Source organism: Psychrobacter jeotgali, from assembly GCF_904846315.1.
Classification (GTDB): domain Bacteria; phylum Pseudomonadota; class Gammaproteobacteria; order Pseudomonadales; family Moraxellaceae; genus Psychrobacter; species Psychrobacter jeotgali.
This window is the reverse complement of record NZ_CAJHAF010000001.1, coordinates 897,122-915,157: the sequence shown is the minus strand read 5'-3', so window position 1 is coordinate 915,157 and position 18,036 is coordinate 897,122. Positions and strand designations below refer to the sequence as shown.

The following is an 18,036-nucleotide window of genomic DNA, read 5'->3' as shown; positions in this document are numbered from 1 at the left end:
ACTGGGCTTTATTGCTGTTTCGTTCTTCGTTACCCTCCTCTTAAATACGTTTTAACGAATATGTCATTATTAGAGCATATCCTAGTATCACTAATACTTTAGGTAAGTTTCACTTTACCCATTCTTCCTTCGCTGCGTTCATTCAAATATTGCATTACAGGCGATTTGAGTAACATAGACTCAGCTAAAGAAGTTGCTTGCAGTGTTCTTTGTTGTTGGCGATGTTCAGGGGTCTTATTATCACTCTGCATCATACTACCATCCACTTGCAAGCTGATTTCTGCTTGTGGGTATTCGTTTTTCAGCTTGGCCGCTAGCTGCTGGAAAGTTGATTGCAAGTGTTTGCTGTCAACGCCGGTAACAAATACAGCTTGACCATTACATAAGCCAGTCATCATACCTTGGCGCGCTAGTGCAAGTTCATCTGCGGCCAAATGATCCATTTCACGGGCAGTTTGTAACCAATAGTCCCATTTCTCTGGTGTCCACTCCCCTGTTAGCTCTTGATGAGCACAGCGCAATAAAGTTCGCGGATCATCAGGATTAATAGTTAACTGAGAACTATTTACATCAGGCTCATTAATTGGCTCAGGCTCATTAATTGGCTCAGGCTCATTAATTGGCTCAGGCTCATTAATTGGCTCAGGCTCATTAATTGGCTCAGGCTCATTAATTGGTTCGGGATCTACTGTTTCATTAGTGAATAATTTGCTATCTAGATTATTTGTTTCAGCCTGATTAGCTATCTCATTGTTAAAGGATTGGTTTACCGAAGCATTTTCATCTAAAAGAGGGCTATCATCAATATAAGTAGTCTCTTGAATCCATTGGCTATCATTTTCAATAGCAGTATCGTCGAACTGCTCATAGGGATAATCTACTCGTTCAGAATTATCTATACTACTCATACTATCGAGACTATAAGTTTTGGCCTCATCTGATGTAGCAACGTGGCTGGTTAAATTTTTTGGCTCTACAGGCGCAGTTTTTGGAGCATTAGAACTGGTTATGCTTGAGGTATCCAGAACCTCATCAATAGGTAGCGGACGAAACGCCAGTAAACGCAGAATACACATCTCAAGCGCTTGCATCGGTGTGTTGGCCAGTTTAATACCTTCACGAGCTTGTACCACAATCTCATAATAGAGCTGTAATACATCAGGACTCATATGCTGCGCCAATGCATTAATATCCTGAGCTTGAGCCTCATTTACATTCAAGGCAACCTCAGGTAACAGCTGAGTTAATGCCAGTTGGTGCAGTAATTCAGCAAGCCCATCAAACATGCTAGTCGCATCCACCATCTGCGCACGCATCTGCTCAATATGAGCCGCTACCGCTGACTTATCATGGTTATAAATATCAGTAACCAAACGCACTAAATCTGCAGCGTCAATCAAGCCCAACATCTCATTGACGGTGACATCATCCAGCCCACCTTGCCCAAAGGCAATGGCTTGATCTGTTAGTGATAAAGCATCACGTACTGAACCTTTTGCCGCACTTGCAAGCTGCCAAAGGGCTGGCTGCGTATAAGCAACATGCTCTTGAGTTAGAATGTTTGCTAGATGTTCACTAAGCAAAGTTTGTGGTAAGGGCCGCAGCACAAACTGTAAACAACGTGAGATGATAGTTATAGGTAGTTTTTGTGGATCTGTAGTCGCTAGCAAAAACTTTACATGTTCAGGCGGCTCTTCTAAAGTTTTAAGCAGCGCATTAAAACTGTGCGTCGACAACATATGTACCTCATCGATTAGGTACACTTTATAGCGCCCTTGACTCGGTGCATAAGGCACGTTATCAAGAAGCTCACGAGTATCCTCAACTTTGGTACGCGAGGCGGCATCAATCTCAATTAAATCGATAAAACGACCTTGATCTATCGCTACACAATTATCACATACGCCGCATGGGGTGCTGGTGACCCCAGTATCACAGTTTAAGCATTTCGATAGGATACGAGCAATAGTAGTTTTACCCACGCCGCGGGTGCCTGTGAATAGATAAGCATGATGCAAACGATTGTAATCAATCGCATTAATCAATGCCTGCGAAACATGCGTTTGCCCAATCAACTGATGAAAGTTCTTGGGACGATATTTACGCGCTAAGACTTGATATTGCTGCGACATAGCTATCCATTGTGCAAAATAGTTAAAGTATTTATTTTCAAGAAGTCAGTGCTAAACATTTGTTTTAAGCGATTATTATGAATCATTAATAGCTTTTATTGACGATTATTTTTAAGGGTTCATTATAGCAATAAGCCAGCACTTTAGTCTGGCTTATTACGGGTTTATAACGATTTATGACTTATCTAATCATCAATTTTAATTAATGATGAGGGCATGTTTGTGAATCTTCAACACATCCTAGTCCAAATTTAATCCGTTTTTCGGCGCATATGCGGGAATAGAATAACGTCTCTAATACTGGCAGAATCAGTGAACAACATGACTAAGCGATCAATCCCAATACCTTCACCGGCGGTTGGCGGTAAACCATAGGATAAAGCTTCGATATAGTCTTCGTCAAAGTGCATAGCTTCGACATCTCCTGCATCCTTTTCAGCCACTTGTCCACGGAAACGCTCCGCTTGATCGGCTGGATCATTCAGCTCACTAAAGCCATTAGCCAGCTCACGACCACCGATAAATAGCTCAAAACGATCAGTAATCTCAGGATTATCATCATTACGGCGTGCCAGTGGAGAGGTTTCAGCAGGATACTCAGTAATAAAGGTAGGCTGGCGCAGTTTATGCTCAGCGGTCTCTTCAAAAACGATAGTTTTAAGTTTACCGACTCCAAAGACCTCTTTTACTGGTTGTTTCAAGGTATTAGCCACATAATCAGCCAGATACTCACGATCATCAATGCGCGACATATCAAAGCCTTCAGCGTATTTTTCGATAGCCGCAGACATAGTTAAGCGTGCAAATGGTGCTTTTAAACTGATGGTCTCATCTTGGTAAGTGAGCTCAGTAGAGCCTAAAATATCTTGCGCCAATTGGTTAAATAAACGTTCAGTTAAATCCATCAAGTCATGATAATCAGCATAAGCTTGATAGAATTCAATCATGGTAAATTCAGGGTTGTGGCGAGTTGATACCCCTTCGTTACGGAAGCTGCGGTTAATCTCAAACACTTTCTCAAACCCACCAATAACTAAGCGTTTCAAATAAAGCTCAGGCGCAATACGCAAATAGAGCGGCATATCCAAAGCATTATGATGGGTCACAAATGGACGGGCGACCGCCCCGCCAGGGATAGGGTGCATCATAGGGGTTTCGACTTCCATAAAGTCTTCGTTCAGCATAAACTGACGAATACCACTAATCACTTGGCTGCGAATTACAAACGTATCGCGGGTGGCTTCATTGGTCATCAGATCAAGATGACGGTTACGATAACGAGCTTCGACATCGGCTAGCCCATGGAACTTATCTGGCATGGGGCGCAATGATTTGGTTAGTAGAAGAAACTTTTCGATATGCACATATAAATCGCCTTTGCCTGAGCGTCCAATGTAACCAGATACTCCCACGATATCACCCAAATCGAGCGATTTGATACTTGCCAGCGTCTCTTCATCCAACTCTTTACGTGCTACGTATAACTGGATACGACCCGTCATATCTTGGATGACAATAAATGAGCCACGGTTAAGCATGACTCGGCCAGCCACATTGACTTGGGTTTTTTCGCATTTAGCCGCCTTTTCTTCAATCTCTTGTTTTGATACGCTTTCAAACGCTGTTTGTAGATCCTGAGCATAATCGGTACGTTTAAACTGATTAGGATAAGGCTGCTTACCTGAAGCGATAATATCGTCTAATTTGGTCTGCAATTGAGCAATCAACTCATTGGCTTCCTCGACAGTTGGTGCTTGCTCTTCTTGATTTTGATTGTTTTGGTTTTGTTTTGACATAGTAATCTCAAAATGGTTGGTTTGATTTATATTTATCTACTTTAGAAACTTTGGGAATTATTAAAAACTTGCTAAAACTGTACTGTAATCTCAACTATTCAACTTTATTGACGTAGGCTGGGTTTAACCCCGCTTAGAGACTTTATAAAGACAAAATGCTGGGTTAAAAACCCAGCCTACAACAGTTCATAATGATTTGAGAGTCAGCTTAGATATAGAGTCAGATTACATTTATTAAATCGGATAACACTTGTTTTGACAAGCTTCAATCAAATTTACTTAAGCTTTTAATCGCCACCAATACTGGCCATTAAATCAGCCTGATGTTCACGTAATAGAGCATCTAGCAGCTCATCTAGATCACCTTCCATGATCGAATCAAGCTTGTATAAAGTCAAATTGATACGGTGATCAGTCATACGGCCTTGCGGGAAGTTATAAGTACGGATACGCTCACTACGATCGCCACTACCTACCAGATCACGGCGGATAGAATCTGCTACATCCACCTGTGCTTGTACTTTAGCCTGCTGGATTTTGGAGATCAGCATTTTCATCGCTTTATCACGGTTTTTATGCTGGCTACGCTCCTGTTGACACTCAACTACGGTGCCGGTTGGAATATGGGTTAAACGTACTGCGGAGTCGGTGGTGTTGACGTGCTGACCACCGGCGCCACTTGAACGAAAAGTATCCATCTTGATGTCAGCGGGGTTTAAATCTACCGAATCATCAATCTGCACCTCCGGCATCACCGCAACGGTACAAGCTGAAGTATGCACGCGGCCTTGGCTTTCAGTCTCAGGCACGCGCTGCACACGGTGGGCGCCTGATTCAAATTTTAGACGACCATACACTCCAGTGCCCGATACTCGGCTGATAATTTCTTTATAACCACCGTGCTCCCCTTCATTAGCAGACAATACTTCTACTGTCCAGCCCTGAGTCTGTGCATACTTTTGGTACATACGGAACAAGTCGCCGGAGAATATTGCTGCTTCGTCGCCGCCTGTTCCTGCACGAATCTCTAAAAATGCGGGTACTTTATCGTTAGGATCTTTTGGCAGCATCATAACGTTCAGCGTCTCTTCCATAGCGCTGATAGCATCACGAGCCGTCTCAATTTCATCGATCATCATCTCTTTCATTTCTGGATCTGACGCATCCTCTAACATGCTCTCAGCATCAGCCTGATCGGTTTCAGCCTGTACATAATTCTGCCATAATGTCGTGATGTCCATCAAATCACTGTGTTCAACGGATAACTCACGAAATTTATTATTATCACTAATCACACCAGGGTCGGATAGCAAGGCGGTGACTTCTTCGTAACGGTCTACCATTTGGTCTAAGCGCAAGCGCAAGGATTCTTTCATAAAAGGACTTTTATCTAAATAAGGAAAATAAGAAGGCAATTATAGCAAATTTTTGCGGTTAAATTAAAACCACTGGGTAATCTTAACGCTTATATTGTCAAATATCTCTAAACCAAATAGAAAATTAAAATTAAACCATAAAAAATAGCCAAGATTGCTCTTAGCTACTTTTATTCATTAACGATTAAGTCTAATGACTTCTAAACTTTGCGTACCAGCACCGAACCGATAGAGTAACCGGCACCAAATGAGCAAATTACGCCCAAATCACCTGATGCTAACTCATCTTTATAACGATGAAAGACAATCATTGGACTGGCTGAGCTGGTATTAGCAAACTCATCAATCACGCTAGGTACAATCGACTTGTCGGCCTGTTTGCCCATTACCGTACGCAAAATAAGGTCCAGCATATTGGCGTTTGCTTGATGCAGCCACATCATCTTGACCTCTGACGGCTCTAGATCGTTTTCTTGTAAATGCTCAAGAATAATTTCAGACACCTTTGGGCAGACTTCACGGAAGACTTTGCGACCATTTTGTAAAAACAGCTTGTCGGTGACTGGCTCTTTGATATCTGGATACATTTGGGTTTCAGCGGCTAAGAACTCTGAGCGATCCATAAAACCGTATTCGTTTTTGATATTGGTTGAGAATTCAGTAAAGAGTTTGGCATTTAGAATCTCATAACCTTTGGGCGTATCTAACTCTTCTACAATGGTTGCTGTAGCGACATCACCAAAGATAAAATGACTGTCACGGTTGCGCCAATTTAGATGCGCTGAGGTAATCTCAACGTTAACTACCGCAACGCGCCTAGCAAGACCTGACACGATTGAACCATGAGCTTGCGACAGGCCAAAAGTAGCGGCACTACAAGCTACGTTCATATCATAAGCAAAACCGCCTATCATACCAATCTCGTTTTGAATCTCAATGGCAACCGCCGGATATGTGCGCTGAAAGTTTGAGCAAGCTAGAATGATACCGTCTAAATCATTAGCTTCAAGTCCGGCATCCTTTAGTGCGTCTTTGAGCGCCGCTGCGCCCATCTCTGCCATCACTGATAGCTCTTCACCTAAATTACGATATGCAATTACTGGCGCCATGATTTCAGGATCCAAGATACCATCCTTTTCCATCACATAACGTGATTTAATACCAGATACTTTTTCGATAAATGCAGCGGAGGAGTGTTCAAGTGCCGTAACATCGCCGCTAGCTATCTCATCAGCATGCTGTTCGTTATAATTATCAACATACTGATTAAATGATTTAACCAGCTCTTCATTACTAATACTGTAAGGGGGTATATACAGGCCGGTGCCGGTGATACAAGTCGTCATGATAAGCTTCCTTGTCTACTACTAATTGGCTTAATAATAAGCATAAAAGGGGGTAAAATGATACAGCTATAATATCAGTGAATAACTGTAAACTAAAAACCAATGCCCTTATTATGCCTGAATATAATTATTTTTCTAATACTTTGTTACAAATAATCAATTTTAAATGATTAACTATAAAGACCAAGCCTCTTTTGCTAAACATAAGTTATAATTGCTATGCTTTAGATAACAGACTTCCCAAGCATATATTTAGTTAATAAGAATTGATTAAAGTCATTAAAAATATAAGTAGGAGTACTGATGGCAGAATTATTCGGCTGGTTGTTTGGACAATATACCGACTACCCTGCTCTATTTATTGTCTTAGAGTTTGTCGCGGTAATATTTGGGGTAGCTAGTGTATTGCTGGCTCGTAAGCTCAGTGTTTGGGTCTTTCCTATTGGCCTAGTAAGTACAGCCATCTTCGTTTATCTACTTTGGAAATGGCAACTATTTGGTGACATGTTTATCAACGCTTATTATACCATTATGGGCATTTATGGTTGGTTTAATTGGACAAAAAACAAAGACAATGATCAAGCTAATGCTCAGCAAGGTGACATCAGTATTGAGCATATTCAAGCAAGTGATATTCCAGTTATGGCTTTGCTATCAACGGCCACTATAGTTTTTGTGGCATTGGTATATTATTTCCGTCCTATAATTAACAATGGTTTTAGCTTTGATGGTGTGGTTCTTGGTGTGCATTTATTTACTTGGGTCGATTATACTGACATGCTAACTACTGCATTATTTTTGATAGCTATGTGGCTTATGGCCAGTCGAAAAATCGAACACTGGCTTTTGTGGATAGTCGCCGATGCCATCTCAGTACCGTTATATTTTTATAAAGGTCTCACCTTCACTGCACTACAATATGTAGTCTTCACCCTCATTGCAATTTGGGCTTATTATGAATGGCAACGTCGCTACCGCATTCAATCTCACGCAGTATACGCCTAAATCCGTTTTTAAGGTGGCTGTTTTAGGCGCTGAGAGTACAGGTAAGACTACTCTTTCTCGGGATTTAGCAGCCTATTTCGATAGCCCATGGGTGCCAGAGTATATGCGCATCTATTTACAAGACAAGTGGGACAAAGAGCAACTGACTTGTACCTGGGAGGATTTGCTGCCCATCGCTCAAGGCCAAATAGGCTTAGAAAACAAATTAGCCAAAGAAGCTGTTCAAAAAGCTCAAATCCAGCAAAATCAGCCCTATCTGTTTTGCGACACTAGCCTGTTTGAGCTCATGGTTTACTCCCAGTGGTATTACGGCGATTGCCCTGAAGCCCTTAAAAAGGCTGCCTTAGCGCATCGTTACGATTTAATATTACTAACTAAAGTTGATATTCCTTGGGTGGCTGATGATTTGCGTGATAGCCCTTATCAAAGGGAAGAGATTAGCGCCTATTTTGAAAGTCAGTTGAATCATTATGATCAGCCATTTCAGCGTATTGGTGGTGATAGAGAAGTCAGAGTTCAGCAGGTAGTTGAGTGGTTCTATGCATTAAACAAAAGGTGAGCTAAATAAAATGCTTAGGCTATTTTGTGCCTTTAGTGAGCCAGTTTACTTTATAGCTATAAAATATAGCTATAAAATAACGATCCATCCTTAGGAATTATTTTTGAAAGTTGCCTTATATACTATCCTTGCGCTAATTGCCTTTGCTGCAAACTCCTTGCTTTGTAGAATGGCGTTAACTAAAGAATATATAGACCCTTGGAACTTTACCCTCATTCGTCTACTGGGTGGCGCAGTTTGCCTGAGCATTATTATGCTACTGCATACGCATCAGCTACAGCGGCAGCGCACTACTGCTAGAACCCTCCATAATAAACCTAATAATCATGCTAACGCTGGCTCAAAAGTAACGACTTTACTAAATGATACTGTGACAGATAATGTTTTTAAAGATAAAGGCAGTTGGTTAAGCAGCCTAAGCTTGATCATTTATGCACTTTGCTTCTCGCTTGCCTATGTCGAGCTTGATACGGGTACTGGCGCACTGATTTTATTTGCGGCGGTGCAGTTTACTATGATCGGCTGGGGTATTTATAAAAAAGAGCAGTTGAGCTTAATACAGTGGTTATCATCGTTAGTGGCTTTTGCCGGGTTTATTTATTTGATGCTCCCCTCGGCGGCGGTGCCTTCGCTATTTGGCGCTGTTATTATGATGATAAGCGGCATTGCCTGGGGTATTTACAGTATACGCGGCAAAGTATGTGTGTCTCCTCTCCGCGCTACAGGCTTTAATTTTATTAGAAGCCTTGTTGCTATTCCCCTACTGTTACTAGCAGGCTTTCATTACCTCTCAGAGATTAGTATAGAAGGCTTATTACTGGCTAGTGTGTCTGGTGCCATAACCTCTGGAATAGGTTATAGTCTTTGGTATGTGGCCATGCCCTTACTCAAAAGTACCCAAGCGGCAGTAGTGCAGTTTTGTGTACCCGTGCTTGCCGCTGCCATGGGGGTAATATTTTTGTCTGAGCAATTAACCCTAAGGTTTATTTTAGCGGCAGCGATTATTTTAAGTGCTGTCTCAGTATTTATATTTAGTAAAGAGCGCCGCAAAGCAGTTATTGATCTTTGAGTTTAAAAAGGGCCAAACTATGATGAAAACAATAGTAATATTTTGAAACAATTTAGCTACTATTATGCGTTCAAAGTACAACGTCAGATAATTTCTCTCGTTGTACTATATAACCTTAAGTTCACAACAATATATTTATCGAAACAATCTTGAGGATATTATGAAAAAATTACTTGCTGTAGCCCCTTTTGCTGTATTGCTAGCCGCTTGTGCGACCAACTCTCCTACTACACCTACGCCAAATACTAATAATCAAAAAGTTGTTCAATCATTTACTTGTGAAGATAACGGCCGAATCAATGCTGAGTACGCAGCCGATGGTAGTGCTGCTAACTTGAATGTTACTTTACCTAAAGTGGGTTTAAATAATCAAAAAATGGTACTTACTCAAGCGGTATCAGGCTCTGGTGCTCGTTATACCAACATGTCTAATCCTAATACTGGTTTTGAGTGGCAAACCAAAGCTGATTACGGCATCATGACCATTCATATGGGTGCTAACCAGCAGTATAGCGTTAACTGCAACATGTCATAATATGCAAAAAATAAGTAATCACTGAAAACGGAACAGCCAATCATTAAATGATTGGCTGTTTTTTTAACGGGCGACCTTACTTACTGTTAAAAGCTATATCTACTGTTAAAAATAGGTAGAAGGTAATAACATATTAAAGGGTTAAAAGAAAGATTTAGCAAAAGTCTCTTTTAAACTTTTAGGCTCTCGGCGCTTAACATGATTAAGATTGTGGCGAGTCTCTGATGCTATCTGATAAGCTTTGAGACGCGACTGCTGCAAATTACCGATAGGGCGATTTTCTTCCAAACAACGGAACGGCGTAAACGATAAATGCTCCATAACCTCAAAATTGCCATCATCCGGTATGTCTTGACATGGAATAGTCAGTCGGGCTACCGTTACGAAAGGCGCATCTGACTCCTTCCATTCAGTAGTCAATTCTTCAATAGGTTGCTTTTTTAGATTGCGACACAGCTGAATTTGGATATCAAACTGATAGTCGTGCTCGCGTAGCTCATCAATAATCAACGGACGAATGGCTTCCTCATGTGTAGCCAGATCTAGATCCCGACGGGTTATTTTTTGCGTAGCAGCCTCGGTTGGTTTGACCCGAATTTTACCCATATAATTGCCATGACGTACCGCACCTTGCGAAAAAAAGCTATAAAGCAAGGTGTTTTTTGGTTCAATGGTGGTAAAGCCACCAACGGCTTTAAAGGTTTTAAATGATTCTTTGGTAGGTAGTTTAGAGCCGTAATTAGTTAACCAGTTAAAGGCCAACTGCGCTTTACCTCTCGCCCCTTTCTCGGCATATTCTGGCAACTCTAAAAATAGCTTTGAGATATAAGCATAATCTTCGATTCTATTACAGAAGAACACCGGATGATTAATCAAGTTGAAATCAAAAGTTGTGCTGTCTTCCTCACCTGGCGCTAGCTTTTTTCCAGGTACGTCAAACACTTTAATCGCAAGACCCTGTGCTAAGCCCAGCTTACGATCAGGCGCTACTCGCGAGGCGCCGTTAGAGAAGCGAATCACCGCATCATGAATGCCTGCTTCAGCATACAGGCCTTGAGCATACTCTTTAGGTAAATTATCTAAAATCTCGAACTTGGCTTTTAGGGCGCAGTAACCTTTGGCGTGAGCATCACGAGTATGATAATTAACATCGCTAGCCTTATCGCTACGAGAGATGTAGCTTTTAATATCTTCAGTAATAGTGCGAATATTACGCTCATCTTCGGTAGTGAGCTCAATATATTTAGAGTCGTAAGGGACATATTTGGGTTTAAATAGTTTGTTTAGCATCAGGATTCCTAGTTTATTATTGGGTTGTTAGTACTTTTTCATTAATTGCATATTAAATGCGTTTACTATTTGGCGTAGGCTGAGTTTCCCAGCATTTTCCTTTATTGAAGCTCACTAATCCATTTAAGTGCTGACAAACTTGGAATGAATAAGTACTCACCGCCATACAATATATTAAAGGTCTCGATACCATGATAACGCTTACGAATAGGGTCGGCGGGTACGGTAAATTTATCGGCAGCACTGTCTTTATCGCCTTGATGTAAGCCTAATACTGGATCTTTTTCTTCGCCTAAGCTCATAAAATTGCCATCGTTAATCCACTGCGATTGCAAGAACTCAACCGTTTCCATAGCATGAGCATTGATACCGATAAAGAATAGACCACGCTCTTTGCCATCATCCTCGGTCACATCAGGAGCCAATACATTCCCAAAGCCAACGCTGCGTCTCACAATACGATGAATACGGACATCCGATAAGATAAAGTCTTTGCTATCACGAGGATTCATGCGACGCACATGAGCCCCAAACGGGCACTTCTTACCATAGGGATCATCTTTATAACCAAAAGCATTATTACGATTAGGATCATCGCCTAGATCTTGATTTTCTTGGTCAGGAGAGAGAACGAGCGGTGCACCTGAGCGCCAGCGCCCCCACATTTTTGCACCCAGCAACTCTGCTTCCGCATCAGTTTCGGTATTATCTTGTAGATATTTATTAAAGGCGGCAACCCGGCTATTGTAAGCACGTAGTACCATAAATGAGCCATTTTTACCTAGAACTTCAGGCTGCGGCATGGGCGGAATAGTACCCGCTTCTCCTTTATAACCTAAAACAAACTCGCCTGCTGCGATCGCTTCTCCATCAAGGCTTGGCGGTGTTTGGATACCGCTACCTTGGATCTCCGGATTACTAATTCCGTCTCGATAGCCAAAGACGTTTTTAACCATATCGTCCGAGCCGAAATCGTGCTCCATAAGAATTTCGATCTCCCCATTAGCTGGGTGGTCATAATCGATATGGGGCTTAAGGTGATCTTTAAGCTCTTTGAATTTGGTCTGCCATTTCTCCTTGGTATCAGCAATAACAGCGCCACAAACATGGATGTCACCTTTATCGCCAAAGGGTGCAGCCCAGTTCTCAGGCGTATTGACATCGAAATCACGCAACTGCTCAGCTCGCTTTGCCATACCCGCTTTGAAAGACTCTGGAAAACTATCTAATGAAGATTGCGGCACGCCTAGAGCTGCTAAACCCTCATAAGTCATGACGATAGATAGCGTCGCTTGCATATCTTTGTGCCACTCTTTACTACCGGTCACATCAGGCAATACTTGTGCCAACATTTGCCGACCGACGTTGGCGTCATTAACCTTCAGAGCAATTAGCGTACCGTAATAAGGCGTAGGGCGATCACGTAGGATAATGGACTGGATATCTTCTAGCTGCATGGTAACTTTATTGGGATTAAATACCCCACGTGCTTTACGTGATAAGCTCTCTAAACTATCACCGACCTCTTCCTTGATATCTTTTAGCCAAGTGTCAAAACTAGTGTCCTCAATACGGTTGCCAAACTCATCCTTTAAATCCTGCAACTTATCTGTCAGTTGGTTGTTATCGTTAACTTTACTCATAGGTCGTCCTATTTTTATTGTTATACAATTTTATGGATAAACTTCATATATCAAACCTATATCGCCCTCTGCTGATATCAAAGGTCAATATAGGCCCAAGCATTTCTCAATCTCTCCGATTAGGACTGAGCTTCATCTAAAGCTTTATTGATACCTTTAACGATACGCTCATGGCGGCGGATATCTTGTACCGTTAGGTGCGGCACCCCTACGTACCAGCCAGCAGCGGTGATCTGATGATCTAAAATGAACTGCTTGACGCTAGGATCTTTGATACCCGGCCAACCTTTGACACTACCAAACAATATATCCATCAGTTCAGGAATCTTGGTCGCAAAGTCGTCGATGTAAGGGTCCCAATCGCCATCATAAGCGGTACAGAATAGTACTCTGGTATCATTATCTAAAAATACGAAGCGCAGATCATGTAACGTACCTACACGCGTAGCGCCTTTTAAATTGCCGCCAGCTATTTTTAATATCTCTTTTAAACGTTCTGCGCCACCTTCTTTAAGTGGTGCAATGACAGTCAATTCCGACACTTTGCCTGATTTAAGCCCTTTTTCACCGGCAGTAGTCGTTGAATGGTCGTAACCATCATCACCACCCTCTTTTAAATTAGCCATTAGCAAATCTGCGCGTAGTTTAAAAGCATCGATAGACTCGGTGATTTTGTCTTTTAGGTCTTCAGAGTTATCAATGATGCGCTGTTTATTATCAGTATTACTCATAATAGTTGCCCTTATAATTATGTCGTTAGTGTTTTAAATATTATTGTTTTAAATATTATTGTTTTAAATATTTTAATTAATAATAAAGCAGAAAATAAGACGTTGATTCAATGTTGCCTTATCGATAATTACATTAGCAAATATAATGAGAAGCTCCAAGCGGAGCAATCTATCCACACAAAACAAAACAGATTATCGACAGTTATACCCTAGGTATTTTCTCACTTTGCTTTATGAGTTTAAAAAAGGCACAATCACCCTTTGTTCTTGGGTGACTCACTTTGGCAGCGTCGTACTTTTTACAAGCAGTCGATTATAAGGCGTCAACTATAGTCTTTTGATCACTAAAAAATGGCTTGGCCACTCTAGGTAACCAAGCCATCAAAATATTTATTTTTGCCAATTGCTTATTTTTTCTTCCCGACAAACTGCACTACCGCACTAAGGCCTTGATGTGCCTCTCCTTCTGAAATCGTACGTTGTTTCTCAACACCGACCACCTCTTCAAGCTCTGATAGCTCATTTCGCAAATTTGCTAATGAGTTGAAGCGCTGTTTTTGTGCAGCTGGTGGGCCCCCAACGCCTTCCATACTAAGTTGCTGCTCAGTATAAGCCTCTAAGATAAACACGCCATTTGATTTTAATGCTGGTATAATCTGCGCGTGAATTCGCTGGCGCACGGCTGTAGGCGTATGCGCCCAAATAGAGACAATGCCATCCCACTTATCCTCACCAAAGGTATAATCTGCTAAATCAGCTACTTCAGTCGAAATCTCGACCCCTCGTTCACTGGCCAGCTTCATCGCTTTTGCTAAACCAACATCAGATAAGTCTATAGCCGTAACCTCAAAACCTTGCTCAGCTAAAAACACGGCGTTCCTGCCCTCACCTTCTGCTAAACACAATACCCGCCCGCCTGCTGGAATTTGCTGATATTGCTGCTTTAAGAAATCGTTGGCTTCTGTACCGTAAGCATAACCGGGTTTACTATAACGCTCGTTCCACATGTTGCTGTCCTTTTTTATCGATTAGAAGTAAATTAATTTAGAAGTAATATAACTCATATATTTCCATAGACAAACTAGCTATCATTTTATTAATATGTATTATTATATTATATAATTATATCATACCGTAATATTCTGAATGGCCCAGCTAGTTGATATATAAAACTGAATTTAACCTTTTTATGTACTAAGCAATAAATATTCATTAGTAATATAGGGGCGAAAGGCTTATCCTATAATGTCTTTTAAAATGATTAATTGATAGAGTGTACCTATTTAACCCCGTCTTTTTATTAAAGGAGTCCTATTGAATGAGATCTACTACCCGCCAAGAACATGATTTACTCGGCTATCGTGACGTGCCTGCTGACGCTTACTACGGCATCCAAACCCTACGAGCTTATGAAAACTTTACCGTTAGTGGGGTGCGCTTAAACCAATTTTCTACTTTTATTCGTGCTTTTGCGACGGTCAAAAAAGCGGCAGCCATTGCCAATAACAAAGTAGGTGTGCTCAATGACACCATCAAAGAGGCTATTGTCGCTGCCTGTGACGACCTGATTGCTAATAAGTACCATGACCAGTTTATTGTCGATATGTTTCAAGGCGGTGCCGGCACCTCAACCAACATGAATGTCAATGAAGTCATTGCCAATCGAGCATTAGAAATATTAGGCCATGATAAAGGCGAATATCAGCATGTGCATCCCAATAACCATGTTAACTTATCGCAGTCTACGAACGATGCCTATCCTACTGCGATGAATATCGCTTTGGACGATTACTGTACTCATCTTTTGGCTAAAATGAAAATTTTACATCAAAGCTTTATAGATAAAAGCATAGAGTTTGGTGATTATTTAAAAATGGGTCGCACTCATCTACAAGATGCAGTACCTATGACTGCTGGGCAAGAGTTTAATGCTTTTGCTACTATGATAAAAAAAGAGATGGATCGTATTGAGTCCACTCGAGTATTATTCCATGAGATTAACATGGGCGGCACCGCTATCGGTACGGGTTTGAACGCCCCTGCTGGTTACTCTGAAGAAGTCGCTAAAGCCCTAACTGAGCTCACGGGTAGACCTTACTATATTGCTGAAGACCTGATTGAAGCCACCCAAGATACCAGCGCCTATGTTGCTTTGTCTGGCAACGTCCGCCTTTTTGCCGCACGCTTGTCTAAAATTGCCCATGATTTACGTTTAGAGTCTTCTGGACCGCGGGCAGGACTTGCGCAGTATCGTCTACCAGAGATGCAGCCGGGCAGCTCGATCATGCCTGGGAAAGTGAATCCAGTCATCCCAGAGGTCGTTAACCAAGCTTGTTTCCATGTGATGGGTATCGATAGCGCTATCGTAATGGCTTCTGAAAACGGTCAACTCCAATTAAACGTATTTGAACCCGTTATTGCCTTTAATTTATTTACAGGTATGAGTATGCTTGCTAATATTTGTGAGATGTTTGCCACCCGCTGTATCGATGGCATAATCATGAATAATGACACTTGTAGTGTGCAAGTATTCAACAATATTGGCCTAGTGACAGCGCTAAATCCGCATTTGGGTTATGATGCCTCTTCTTATGTAGCTAGAAAAGCACAAGAAACCGGCGGCAGTGTTTATGACATCGTGTTAGAGGAGAAGCTCATGGATAAGATAACCTTGGACGATATTTTGTCGCCTGCCAACATGGTCTATCCAAAAACCAAGTTAACCCCTTGATTTAAATTCTTTTGAGTTGGCTCTTTAAGATTAAATCCTAATAAGTAAAAGGCTGGAATTAGACATCGCTAATCCAGCCTTTTTTATTAAAAATTATTATCCACCTCTCAGCTGCTCATAGAAGACTGCTTCATAGAAGATAGAAAACAGAAGATAGGCATTTACTAAATCCAGCGTCGCACCTTAGCTTTATACGCCTGATAGGTTTTACCAAACTTTTCAGCTAACACCCGTTCTTCTGGTTTGATTTGTAACCTATTCATTATAATGATGAATAACGGTAATAAGAGAAAAGCTAAAAGATTGGATAAATACAGTCCCCATGCAATGAGTACCGTTAAAAGGCCAAAATACATAGGGTTACGGCTGTATTGGTATACACCTTGAGTGACTAGAGCTGTCGCTTTATCTGGTGTGTGCGGGTTTGGCGTGGTTTGCTCTTTTTTGAATTCAATCACGCCTTTTATCCCTAGTGTTACCCCAGAAATGGCAACTACGCTTGCCAGCACTTTTGAGCCTGTCAGCGAATAATCAAATTTTGGCACTTGCTTGGAGACGAGGTACATAGTGCCGCCTACTACTGCGAAATGTACGACTGGCGGAATTTTTAATTCTAAGGATTTCAGCATAATAACTCCATTTAATACGCTTTATATAAGCATATTTTATAAGATACACTTATTATAGTGTACGCTATTTAAGCACCTTTTCATGATCCGCCAGAAACTAATCGTGCATTCCATTGTTCATCGGGCATATTGTTCATCGGGCATTAAGCTGTTAACACTATATTACTCGCCTTGATAGATACAACCGCCCTTCTTTGTCATTAGCATTATAGTAGTCAGGCCGTTATCTCTCCAATCAAAGTATTAAATTGACGTTTTGAGACCATCAATTAATAAGTTGAAATATTATCTTCTGACTCAGTCTCTTCTAATAGCTCTGAATCCTCAGCGGTAGCAACACCGACATCATCCGTAGTGGTATTATCAGTAGCATTCTCAACAACGATATCATCACTGGGAGAGGCATTAGCTTGACCTACATTACTGGTATCTTGCTCTATAGGCGTTTGCACATTATCTGTAGTTTCTATAGTTTCAGGCTCAGTCACAGTAGGATCATTGTCAGCACAAGCGCCTAATACTAAGGTCGCTGCCGCTAAAGAAGCGTATAACCATTTTTTAGGTAACGCCTGATTTTTAGAATTATGTTGAGGGGTAATCATCTTAATTCTCCATATATTCATTTTTATGCTCCTCACTTTAGAACTATCCGTTAGTTGATAATTTCAGAATGACAGTACTTAAGAAGGACAGTACTAAAAAGAACCATGTGTTTGTAGATTGTTATGCGTTAACTATAGAGGTATATAAGCTTGAATACCTTAGTGATTACAAAAGATTTATGTTAAAAGTCGTTAACTTAGTAACGAATATTTTACTTACCTTGTATTAGTCAACTTATTGAAATATTAAGATTTAATTTAAGTAATTTGCCAACCAATCCTCTACCAAAACCATTTCAGTTATTTCATAATCAATATTTGCGGACTGTAAGCGTTTCTGCATGCCCTCGCCCATGCCACTGGTGATAAATTTATCAATACCGTGCAACTCGTCAGGTAGCTGACCACTGGCACGAATACTCTCCTCTTTCGGTAGTTCAATCAACGCTTTGGATAAGAGCTCATTATCAACAATCTCCAGCAACCAAAATTTGCGGCATTTGCCTGCGTGATTGGTAATGTGTTTTTTATTTTGAGAGGTGATAGCGATTTTCATGTTTTGTTCTCTCTCTTTAGCGTTGTCTGGGTTTGG

The 18,036-nt window shown here is 41.1% G+C and carries 16 protein-coding genes; 5 read left to right on the top strand and 11 right to left on the bottom strand.

Annotated features, from left to right (window positions below):
* Positions 1–98 precede the first annotated feature (98 nt).
* The 4 genes from dnaX to JMX18_RS03740 form a co-directional block, all read right to left on the bottom strand.
* The gene (gene dnaX, locus JMX18_RS03755; RefSeq protein ID WP_201584415.1) at positions 99–2,132 is read right to left on the bottom strand and encodes a DNA polymerase III subunit gamma/tau; all 2,034 of its coding nucleotides are present in this window, start codon (positions 2,130–2,132) and stop codon (positions 99–101) included.
* A gap of 251 nt (positions 2,133–2,383) precedes the next feature.
* Positions 2,384–3,928, bottom strand: coding sequence for a lysine--tRNA ligase (gene lysS / locus JMX18_RS03750; protein ID WP_201584412.1), 1,545 nt, complete (start codon positions 3,926–3,928; stop codon positions 2,384–2,386).
* Positions 3,929–4,215: 287 nt separating this feature from the next.
* Positions 4,216–5,304 carry a peptide chain release factor 1 gene (prfA, locus tag JMX18_RS03745; RefSeq protein WP_201584409.1) on the bottom strand — a complete coding sequence of 363 codons (1,089 nt, stop codon included), beginning with the start codon at positions 5,302–5,304 and terminating at the stop codon, positions 4,216–4,218.
* Between the two features lie 200 nt (positions 5,305–5,504).
* Positions 5,505–6,650, bottom strand: a complete 1,146-nt coding sequence (locus JMX18_RS03740; RefSeq protein ID WP_201584406.1) for a beta-ketoacyl-ACP synthase III — start codon at positions 6,648–6,650, stop codon at positions 5,505–5,507.
* A gap of 303 nt (positions 6,651–6,953) precedes the next feature.
* On the opposite strand from JMX18_RS03740, the gene pnuC reads away from it, so the two are divergent.
* From pnuC to JMX18_RS03720, 4 genes are all read left to right on the top strand, one after another.
* Complete coding sequence (gene pnuC, locus JMX18_RS03735; protein ID WP_201584403.1) at positions 6,954–7,655, top strand: nicotinamide riboside transporter PnuC; 702 nt, start codon at positions 6,954–6,956, stop codon at positions 7,653–7,655.
* On the top strand, positions 7,606–8,214 hold the full coding sequence (locus JMX18_RS03730; RefSeq protein WP_201584401.1) for an AAA family ATPase: 609 nt from the start codon (positions 7,606–7,608) through the stop codon (positions 8,212–8,214). The genes pnuC and JMX18_RS03730 overlap by 50 nt, the downstream gene beginning before the upstream one ends.
* A gap of 103 nt (positions 8,215–8,317) precedes the next feature.
* Positions 8,318–9,283, top strand: coding sequence for a DMT family transporter (locus JMX18_RS03725; protein WP_201584398.1), 966 nt, complete (start codon positions 8,318–8,320; stop codon positions 9,281–9,283).
* Positions 9,284–9,443: 160 nt separating this feature from the next.
* Positions 9,444–9,818, top strand: coding sequence for an MliC family protein (locus tag JMX18_RS03720; protein ID WP_201584395.1), 375 nt, complete (start codon positions 9,444–9,446; stop codon positions 9,816–9,818).
* Positions 9,819–9,959: 141 nt separating this feature from the next.
* Here the strand turns inward: JMX18_RS03720 and JMX18_RS03715 are convergent, their stop codons facing one another.
* From JMX18_RS03715 to JMX18_RS03700, 4 genes are all read right to left on the bottom strand, one after another.
* Positions 9,960–11,108 (bottom strand): catalase family protein, encoded by a 1,149-nt coding sequence (locus JMX18_RS03715; RefSeq protein ID WP_201584392.1) that lies wholly within the window; start codon positions 11,106–11,108, stop codon positions 9,960–9,962.
* Positions 11,109–11,209: 101 nt separating this feature from the next.
* Positions 11,210–12,751, bottom strand: a complete 1,542-nt coding sequence (locus tag JMX18_RS03710) for a Dyp-type peroxidase (RefSeq protein WP_201584389.1) — start codon at positions 12,749–12,751, stop codon at positions 11,210–11,212.
* Positions 12,752–12,870: 119 nt separating this feature from the next.
* Positions 12,871–13,482, bottom strand: coding sequence for a hypothetical protein (locus JMX18_RS03705; RefSeq protein WP_265088809.1), 612 nt, complete (start codon positions 13,480–13,482; stop codon positions 12,871–12,873).
* Between the two features lie 407 nt (positions 13,483–13,889).
* A complete protein-coding gene (locus JMX18_RS03700) occupies positions 13,890–14,489 on the bottom strand; it encodes a class I SAM-dependent methyltransferase (protein WP_201584386.1) in 600 nt (199 codons plus the stop codon).
* 311 nt (positions 14,490–14,800) lie between these two features.
* On the opposite strand from JMX18_RS03700, the gene aspA reads away from it, so the two are divergent.
* Positions 14,801–16,213, top strand: coding sequence for an aspartate ammonia-lyase (aspA, locus tag JMX18_RS03695; RefSeq protein ID WP_201584381.1), 1,413 nt, complete (start codon positions 14,801–14,803; stop codon positions 16,211–16,213).
* A 164-nt stretch (positions 16,214–16,377) separates the two neighbouring features.
* Here the strand turns inward: aspA and JMX18_RS03690 are convergent, their stop codons facing one another.
* From JMX18_RS03690 to JMX18_RS03680, 3 genes are all read right to left on the bottom strand, one after another.
* Entirely contained in the window at positions 16,378–16,842 is a 465-nt protein-coding gene (locus tag JMX18_RS03690) for a methyltransferase family protein (RefSeq protein WP_201584378.1), read from the bottom strand.
* 269 nt (positions 16,843–17,111) lie between these two features.
* Positions 17,112–17,444, bottom strand: coding sequence for a hypothetical protein (locus JMX18_RS03685; RefSeq protein WP_201584375.1), 333 nt, complete (start codon positions 17,442–17,444; stop codon positions 17,112–17,114).
* Between the two features lie 253 nt (positions 17,445–17,697).
* Positions 17,698–18,000 carry a NifB/NifX family molybdenum-iron cluster-binding protein gene (locus JMX18_RS03680; RefSeq protein WP_201584372.1) on the bottom strand — a complete coding sequence of 101 codons (303 nt, stop codon included), beginning with the start codon at positions 17,998–18,000 and terminating at the stop codon, positions 17,698–17,700.
* Between the last annotated feature and the right edge of the window lie 36 nt (positions 18,001–18,036).

Excerpts from the sequence above, each read along its gene's own strand:
- JMX18_RS03685 (WP_201584375.1), bottom strand. The coding sequence starts at position 17,444 with ATGATTACCCCTCAACATAATTCTAAAAATCAGGCGTTACCTAAAAAA.
- JMX18_RS03730 (WP_201584401.1), top strand. The coding sequence starts at position 7,606 with ATGAATGGCAACGTCGCTACCGCATTCAATCTCACGCAGTATACGCCT.
- JMX18_RS03720 (WP_201584395.1), top strand. The coding sequence starts at position 9,444 with ATGAAAAAATTACTTGCTGTAGCCCCTTTTGCTGTATTGCTAGCCGCT.
- JMX18_RS03700 (WP_201584386.1), bottom strand. The coding sequence starts at position 14,489 with ATGTGGAACGAGCGTTATAGTAAACCCGGTTATGCTTACGGTACAGAA.
- lysS (WP_201584412.1), bottom strand. The coding sequence starts at position 3,928 with ATGTCAAAACAAAACCAAAACAATCAAAATCAAGAAGAGCAAGCACCA.
- JMX18_RS03690 (WP_201584378.1), bottom strand. The coding sequence starts at position 16,842 with ATGCTGAAATCCTTAGAATTAAAAATTCCGCCAGTCGTACATTTCGCA.
- prfA (WP_201584409.1), bottom strand. The coding sequence starts at position 5,304 with ATGAAAGAATCCTTGCGCTTGCGCTTAGACCAAATGGTAGACCGTTAC.
- JMX18_RS03680 (WP_201584372.1), bottom strand. The coding sequence starts at position 18,000 with ATGAAAATCGCTATCACCTCTCAAAATAAAAAACACATTACCAATCAC.
- JMX18_RS03715 (WP_201584392.1), bottom strand. The coding sequence starts at position 11,108 with ATGCTAAACAAACTATTTAAACCCAAATATGTCCCTTACGACTCTAAA.
- pnuC (WP_201584403.1), top strand. The coding sequence starts at position 6,954 with ATGGCAGAATTATTCGGCTGGTTGTTTGGACAATATACCGACTACCCT.
- JMX18_RS03710 (WP_201584389.1), bottom strand. The coding sequence starts at position 12,751 with ATGAGTAAAGTTAACGATAACAACCAACTGACAGATAAGTTGCAGGAT.
- JMX18_RS03740 (WP_201584406.1), bottom strand. The coding sequence starts at position 6,650 with ATGACGACTTGTATCACCGGCACCGGCCTGTATATACCCCCTTACAGT.
- JMX18_RS03705 (WP_265088809.1), bottom strand. The coding sequence starts at position 13,482 with ATGAGTAATACTGATAATAAACAGCGCATCATTGATAACTCTGAAGAC.
- dnaX (WP_201584415.1), bottom strand. The coding sequence starts at position 2,132 with ATGTCGCAGCAATATCAAGTCTTAGCGCGTAAATATCGTCCCAAGAAC.
- aspA (WP_201584381.1), top strand. The coding sequence starts at position 14,801 with ATGAGATCTACTACCCGCCAAGAACATGATTTACTCGGCTATCGTGAC.